The organism is Myxococcus llanfairpwllgwyngyllgogerychwyrndrobwllllantysiliogogogochensis (assembly GCF_006636215.1).
GTDB classification, from domain to species: Bacteria; Myxococcota; Myxococcia; order Myxococcales; family Myxococcaceae; genus Myxococcus; species Myxococcus llanfairpwllgwyngyllgogerychwyrndrobwllllantysiliogogogochensis.
The window spans coordinates 1-7095 of the sequence record NZ_VIFM01000413.1 but is presented as its reverse complement, the minus strand read 5'-3'; the positions used below and the strand labels follow the sequence as shown (position 1 = coordinate 7095).

The following is a 7095-nucleotide window of genomic DNA, read 5'->3' as shown; positions in this document are numbered from 1 at the left end:
CGGCGGTGCAGCGCGAGGGCTTCGACCTGAAGGAGGGCTCCTTGCGGATCACCGGGGGCAGCCTTTTGCGGGCGTCGGTGGGTCCCAAGGTGCGCACCTGGTTGGGGCCGGTGCGGGCGGAGGTGGGCGCGGGCTATGGGTACGCGCAGCTGCCGCACTTCGGTGCGTCCGCGGAGCCGGTGCTGTCGCGCGGGGTGCGGCACGCGGCGCTGGTGAGCGGGAGCCTGCGGCTGCCGCTGTTCACCCGGTTGGAGGTGGAGGCGAGGGGTGAGGTGCCGGTGTCGTTGGCGGTTCGTGACTCGGCCGGGGCGAAGGCGGAGGCGAAGGGCTTCGCCGCGGGTGGCGCGCTCCTGTTCCCGCTGACGGGCACGCAGCGCTGGTCCGGCACGCTGCTCGTGGACTTCCAGCACGTGCAGGACACGGTGACGCTCGCGGATGGGACGCGGTCCGAGCAGCGCATGCGTCGGGTGGGCGCGGCGCTGGAGCTGACCTGGAATGACGCTCCCGAGTCCCGGGCGTCGGAGCCGCTGCCTCCCGAGCGGGTGCCGGCGGGGGGCCTGTCGCTCCAGGTGCTGGACGCGGAGTCGGGCGCGCCGCTGGCGGGAGCGCGGGTGGTGCTGGTGTCCGGAGGCGTGGAGAGCGCGCCGCGCGAGGCGGATGCACAGGGCTCGCTGGAGAACGTGGAGCTGCCGCCAGGTGACGTCGTGGCTCGAGTGAGCGTGGATGGCTACGAGCCCGCGGAGGGTCGAGTCACGGTGGAGGACGGTGGGCGCGTGGCGCTGTCGGTGCGCGCGCGCAAGCTGCCGCCTCCCACGGGGGGCTTGAAGGTGACGGTGGTGAGCGCGGGCAACGGGGTGCCGTTGCCGGGGGTGCGGCTGACGGTGGGGGCCGTGGAGGTGCGCACGGACATGAGGGGCGAGGCGTGGGTGAAGTCGCTGCCGCCAGGGCCCGTGGCAGTGGTGGCGAAGTCGCCGGGCTATCGGGTGGCGGAAGAAGCGGCCATCATCATCGCGGGGCAGGAGACGGTGCTGTCCGTGCCGCTCGCCTCGGAGCGCAAGGGTGAGCCCGCGACGCTCACGGGCCAGGTGCGCAGTGCTCGGGGCGGAAAGCCCATCGCTGCCACGCTGCTCATCCCGCAGGCGAAGGTGAAGGCGCGCACGGATGCGAAGGGTGCGTTCACCTTCAAGGTTCGCGGTGGCACCTACCGCATCACCATCTCCGCGCGCGGCTACCTGTCGCAATCCAAGCTCGTCACCTTGAAGGATGGCGAGCAGGCCATCTTCAACGTCGACCTCTTCCCGAGGCAGCGGCGGTGAGTGACACGCTTCCCAGGCTCGCTGCCTCGCTGAGGGAAGGCGAGCAGCCCTCTTCTATGTCGATTTCATCCCGAGGCCTCAACGGTGAGTAACGCGCGTCCCTGGCTCCTGGTCCTCCTGCTCGTCGCGACGGCCTGCGACGAAGAGGCGACCACTCCGTCCAGCCCCGTCGCGGAGGTTCCCGCCTCGCCCGACGCGGGACCCTCCGTGGAGCTGGCTCGCCTGGAGGGCCTGTCTGGCGAGGTGCTGGTGGAGCGCGGTGGCAAGAAGGTCCCCGCGCGGGAAGGCCCGCTGTACTCGGGTGACGCGCTGGAGACGGGCGCGACGGGCGCGGCGACGATGCGCTTCGCGGACGGGCGCTCGGTGGAGGTGGGCTCTGACGCACGCGTCGGCGTGGGCGAAGAGGCCGGGAGCGTGGTGCTGACCGTGGAGCGCGGCATCGTGTTGTCGCGAGTTCCCGCGCGCCCGGCCGGCGCTCCCTCGAGTGGCAAGAAGGTGTCGCTGACACTGTTGACGCCCTTCGGCCTCACGCGCGTGGGCTCCGAGCCCAGCGAGGTGAGCGTGCAGGTGACGAAGGACTCCGGCCGCGTGGAAGTGAAGCTGGGCGCCATCGAGTTCGTGTCCAAGGATGGCCAGCAATTGCGCGCGTCGGAGGGTGACTCGGTGGAGGTATCGGCGGGGCGAGCGGAGCTGCTGCTGCGCGGCTCGCGGCTCGTGGAACTCTCACCCATTCCGGTGACGGTGCGACTGGGTTCGGGGCGCGCGGAGATGCGCGGCAAGGGCGCGAAGCGCTGGCGTCCGGTGCGCACGGAGGGCGACGTGCTGGCGCCGGGAGATGGCGTGCGCACGCGCGGCAGTGGCACGGCGGAGCTGATGCTGCAGGGCTCGTCCTCGCAGCTGTCGCTGGGGCCCTCGGCGGAGATGGTGCTGGAGGGCGCGGGGCAGGGGGGCACGCGGGACGAGGCCCGGATGGACCTGCGCCAGGGTGGGCTCGGCGTCCAGCTCGCGCAGGGACGCGAGAGTCGCGTGGTGCTGCCCGGGCTCACACTGGAGGGTGACGGCGCGTCGCGACTGGCGGTGCGGCGCACCTCGACGGGCTATCTGGTCGATGCGCACACAGGGCGGGTGACGCTTGTGCGAGGAGACGTGCGCCAGCCGCTGCGTGCTGGAGAGCGAGCGACGGTGACAAGCGAGACGGGCGAGGCGCGCATCGAGGCGCTCGGACCCGCGCCGCTGCTGCTCGGCGAGGGAGACGGCACGGAGGTCTACCACCAGGGGATGCCCGAGGTGGCCATTGGCTGGGAGAAGGAGGGGGAGGTGACGGTGGAGGTGGCCTCGGACGAGGCCTTCACGCGGCCCCTGCTGTCCGGCACGGTGTATCAGTCCTTCGTCAACGTCCCGGCTCCCGCGCGCGGCCTGCTGTACTGGCGGGTGCGCGGCAAGGACGGCAAAGAGCTCGCGAAGGGCAGCGCGACGTTCGCCCCGGAGCGGCTCGGCGGAGACCTGGACCGCGTGCGCAACGTGGTGCCGGAGGGGCTGGAGAAAACGACCATCTTCTATCAAGACAAGCCGCCGTCGGTGACGTTCACCTATGCGGAGGAGGCGTCGGCGGCGCGGTACAAGGTGGCGGTGTATCGGGTGGGCGCGCTGGAGAAGCCAGTGGCCGAGCGCACGGTGACGGAGGCGCGCGCGGCGCTGGACGCGGGCGCGCTGGGAGAGGGCAGCTACCTCTGGTCCGTCACGCCGCTGTCCGCGACGGGCGAGCAACTGAAGGGGGGACGGATGAACAAGCTCGAGCTGGTGTACGACAACTCAGTACCGATGCTCCTGGTGTCGCAGCCGCGCAACGGCCAGCGGGCCGCGTCGAGGGTGAGGACCACGGGCGTGGCGCCCGTGAATGCGCGCCTGTCCATCAATGGACGTCCCGTCTCCCTGGATGGCAAGCACCGCTTCGATACCTGGGTGGAGCCAGTGGGCGCGCCCCCGTTGCTGGTGTTTAAGATGACCCGTCCCGGTGCTCCGGATGTTCATACGGTCCGCACCCTGAGACAGCGAGGGCCTTGAGGATGTCACCCACCCAGACGACACATCCTGGCTCCGAGGACGCGCCGCCGCCGCTGCTGCGCCCGTATGGGCCCTACGTGCTGGTTCGGAAGCTGGCCGAGGGCGGCATGGCGGAGATCTTCCTCGCCAAACTGCTGGGCGCTGACGGCTTCGAGCGCAACGTCGTCATCAAGCGGATGCTGCCGCACCTGTCGAGCATCCCTGACTTCGTGGAGATGTTCCGGGACGAGGCGCGGCTGGCCGCGAAGCTCACGCACCCCAACATCGTCCAGATTCAGGAGTTGGGCTTCACCGAGGGCTGCTACTACATCTGCATGGAGTACCTCGCGGGCGAGGACTTCTCCACGACGCTGCGGCTGGCCGGGCGTCGGCGGCAGTACCTGCCGTTCCCGATTGTGCTGCGGGTGCTCATCGATTCGGCGCGAGGGCTGCACTACGCGCACGAGTTCACGAATGACATGGGGCAGCCGCAGAACGTGGTCCACCGCGACGTCTCTCCGTCGAACCTGTACCTGACGTATCAGGGGCAGGTGAAGGTGCTGGACTTCGGCATCGCCAAGGCCGAGTCGCGGCTCGCCAACACGCGCACCGGCGTCGTGAAGGGCAAGTACATGTACATGGCGCCGGAGCAGGCGAAGGGCGGGGAGGTGGACCGTCGCGCGGACATCTTCGCGCTCGGCGTCAGCCTGTTCGAGGCGCTCACGCACGTGCGGCCCTTCTCGCGAGAGAACGACCTCGCGGTGCTCAACGCGCTCTTGCACAACGAGTTCAAGCGCCCGCGCGAGCTGCGGCCCGACCTGCCCGTCGAACTGGAGGCCATCGTCCTGAAGGCGATGTCTCCGTTTCCGGAAGACCGTCACCCCACGGCGGAGGCGTTCGCCGAGGACCTGGAGGCCTTCCTCGGCGAGCACCTGAGCGCCGCCGGCACGCCGCAGCTCAGCGCGTTCCTCCGCTCCCATTTCGGTGAGGAGCGCTTCACGGAGCGCACCCGCATCCCCACGCTGGCCTCGCTCTCCGCGGCCCTGGGGGTCGTGACGCAGGCCACCGGGTTGATGGAGACGGGGACGAACGTGGTGGGCGCTCCGGTCTCCGTGGGCGGAAGCACCGATGTCGCCACCGCGCGCGCCTGGGGGGCCCGTTCCCCAGCGTCGTCATCGGGGCTGGTGCCCGCCGCGACGAAGACGCCGGCCACCGAGACCTCCGTTCCACCCGTCGAGGCCCCGCGTTCCCGAGGCTGGCGTCCGCTCGTCGTTGGCCTCGCGGGAGGCTTGCTGCTCGCGAGCGTGGGGCTCGTGGGATACCGGCAGCTCGTCGCGCCCGCGTCGTCGGGTGGCGAGGTGGCGGCTCACGCCCCCACGGCTCCCGCGAATGACGTGAGCATGAAGGTCCAGAAGCCTGAGCCAGTCCCGGTGCCCACTCCGCCAGAGGTGGTGGCCGCGCCCGTGCGGACGACCGTGCAGGGGCCCGAGGCTGTCCCGCCCACCCCCGAAGGCGACGCGCAGGCGGCCGTGGGAGCCCAGGCGGCGCTGCCGGGCAAGGGCGACGACGAGGTGGCCGAGAAGCCGCTGAAGGCGCCACCGGCCAAGAAGCGCATGACGCTGGGCGTGGGGGACATCACCCGCGTGGTGGAGAAGGGGCGCTCGCGCATCACCGCGTGCTTCGAGAAGAACCGCGCGGACCTGCCGACGAGCGAAGGGCAGGTGCAGGTGGAGTTCTCCATCGTCTCGTCGGGTGCCGTGCGCGCGGGCGTGCGCGGACCGCTGGCCGAGACGGCGGTGGGCCGCTGCCTCCAGTCCCAGGCGCAGCGGCTGCGCTTCCCGGCGCATCGCGACGAGGAGGTCAACGTACTGGTGCCGTTCGCCTGGCGGCTGACCCGGTAGGAAGCGCGGCGCCGGTGTTTGGCGCCGCGGGGTGGCTCAGAGGTCGCGGCGGGCGGACAGTGCCTTCGCCAGCGTGGCCTGGTCGGCGAACTCCAAATCACCGCCCATGGGCAGGCCCTGGGCGATGCGGGTGACACGCAGGCCCATGGGCTTGAGCAGTCGCGTCAGGTACAGCGCGGTGGCTTCGCCCTCGACGTCCGGGTTGGTGGCGAGGATGAGCTCCTCCACCCGGCTGTCGTTGAGGCGCTCCAGCAGTTCCTTGATGCGAAGCTGCTCGGGGCCCACGCCTTCGAGCGGAGACAACACGCCGTGCAGGACGTGGTAGCGACCCTTGAACTCCCGGGTGCGCTCCAGCGCCATCAGGTCGGCGAAGGTCTCCACGACGCACAGCACGCGGTCGTCACGGCGGTGGTCGCGGCAGAAGCCACAGGTCTCCGTGTCGGTGAGGGAGAAGCAGCGCACGCACAGGTGCACCTTCTCCTTCACCTCTCGGATGGCCTGCGACAGGTCCGCGGCGTACTCACCGGGAGCACGCAGGATGTGGAACGCGAGGCGCTGGGCTGTCTTCTCGCCAATGCCCGGCAGCTTCGCGAGCTGGGCGACGAGGCGGTTCAGCGGATCGGGCGTCATCCGGTATCAGGTAACGCCGGGGATCTTGATGCCGCCGGAGATTTTGGCCAGCTCGCGCTGCATGTGCTGACGGCTGCTCGCCAGGGCGCCATTCACGGCGGCGATGATGAGGTCCTCGAGCATCGACGTGTCGTTCGGGTCGATGACCTCCTTGTTGATCTTGATGCTGCGGATCTCCTGGATGCCGTTGGCCACGACGGTGACGCGGCCATCGCCAGCCGTGGCCTCGACGGTCTCCTCGGCCAGCTGCTGCTTCCGCTCTTCAATCTTCTCCGTCAGCTTGTTCGCCTGCCGGATGAAGTAGTTCAGGTCGACGCCAGGCATGTGCTTCCTCGGTACTCGGGGGAGCGGCACCCTTCATGGGTCCGCTCGGGCGTGGAGTGTGGCGCGCACCCTACCGTTGCGCGGGGACAAAGTCAGGCGCTGTCGTCGGGGGCTTCGATTGGAGCGTCGGCGGGCGAGGCGGCGGCGGGGCGCTCGGGCTCGTAGATCTGGATGTGCTCGATTTCTCCACCCAGTCGTAGGAGCACTGCGCGGACCGAGGCGTGGTTGCGCACCTTGCTCTCGGTGTTCTTCTCGTGGGTGGCCCGGCTCTGTGCGTCACGCTCGGCGATGCTGAGCGAGGCCCGCGTGTCGTCTGCGGACACGTCCTGGAAGGACAGCTTCACCGCTCGGCCGAAGTGCTCGGCGAGGAGCTTGTCGATGATGGTCTTCCCCGCCGCGGCGGACACCGTCATCCGGTGCAGGCCGGCGGAGGGTAGGAAGCCGAGGATGATTTCCCCGGCCTTCATCGACATGAGTCGGCCGTTGGCGAGCGCGGTGCCGTGCCGGAGGGAGGAGGCCTTGACGCTCTCCACCGCGGCGCGCCAGCGCTCAATCAGCGGGAGGTTCGGGTTGTCGCGGCCTCGTGCCCCCGCGGGTGCGGGCGAGGTGGCGAGCACGGGAGGCGGCTCCGGCTCCGGCTCGGCGGCGGGAAGCTCGGGTTCGGGGATGCACTCGCCGGAGGCACAGCCGCCCGGGGAGGCTTCCTCCGGGTAGAAGCGCGAGTCCTCGTCGTCGACGGCCACGGACTCGGGCGGGCCCGGTGGGGCTTCCGGCTTGCGGACGTTGATGACGCGGACACTGGGCGCGGGCTCGGTGGTGCGAGAGAGCGGGGTGGCTCCGGCGTGAGGTCCGGGCGAGCCCACGGGCGCGGAGGGGGCGGT

Annotated in this window: 5 protein-coding genes and 1 pseudogene; 3 read left to right on the top strand and 3 right to left on the bottom strand. The window is 70.6% G+C overall.

Annotated elements, in window-relative coordinates; genetic code table 11:
- The 3 genes from FJV41_RS47120 to FJV41_RS47110 form a co-directional block, all read left to right on the top strand.
- The coding region (locus FJV41_RS47120) for an MSCRAMM family protein (protein ID WP_141649172.1) at positions 1–1316 on the top strand (1316 nt) is incomplete at its 5' end.
- Between the two features lie 84 nt (positions 1317–1400).
- The gene (locus FJV41_RS47115) at positions 1401–3380 is read left to right on the top strand and encodes a FecR family protein (RefSeq protein WP_141649171.1); all 1980 of its coding nucleotides are present in this window, start codon (positions 1401–1403) and stop codon (positions 3378–3380) included.
- A gap of 2 nt (positions 3381–3382) precedes the next feature.
- A complete protein-coding gene (locus tag FJV41_RS47110; protein WP_141649170.1) occupies positions 3383–5260 on the top strand; it encodes a protein kinase domain-containing protein in 1878 nt (625 codons plus the stop codon).
- Positions 5261–5296: 36 nt separating this feature from the next.
- Here the strand turns inward: FJV41_RS47110 and recR are convergent, their stop codons facing one another.
- From recR to FJV41_RS47095, 3 genes and pseudogenes are all read right to left on the bottom strand, one after another.
- Positions 5297–5890, bottom strand: coding sequence for a recombination mediator RecR (gene recR, locus FJV41_RS47105; RefSeq protein WP_141649169.1), 594 nt, complete (start codon positions 5888–5890; stop codon positions 5297–5299).
- A gap of 6 nt (positions 5891–5896) precedes the next feature.
- Positions 5897–6214 carry a YbaB/EbfC family nucleoid-associated protein gene (locus FJV41_RS47100; RefSeq protein ID WP_141649168.1) on the bottom strand — a complete coding sequence of 106 codons (318 nt, stop codon included), beginning with the start codon at positions 6212–6214 and terminating at the stop codon, positions 5897–5899.
- 92 nt (positions 6215–6306) lie between these two features.
- Positions 6307–7095, bottom strand: a pseudogene (locus tag FJV41_RS47095) (DNA polymerase III subunit gamma/tau); the annotation flags it as partial.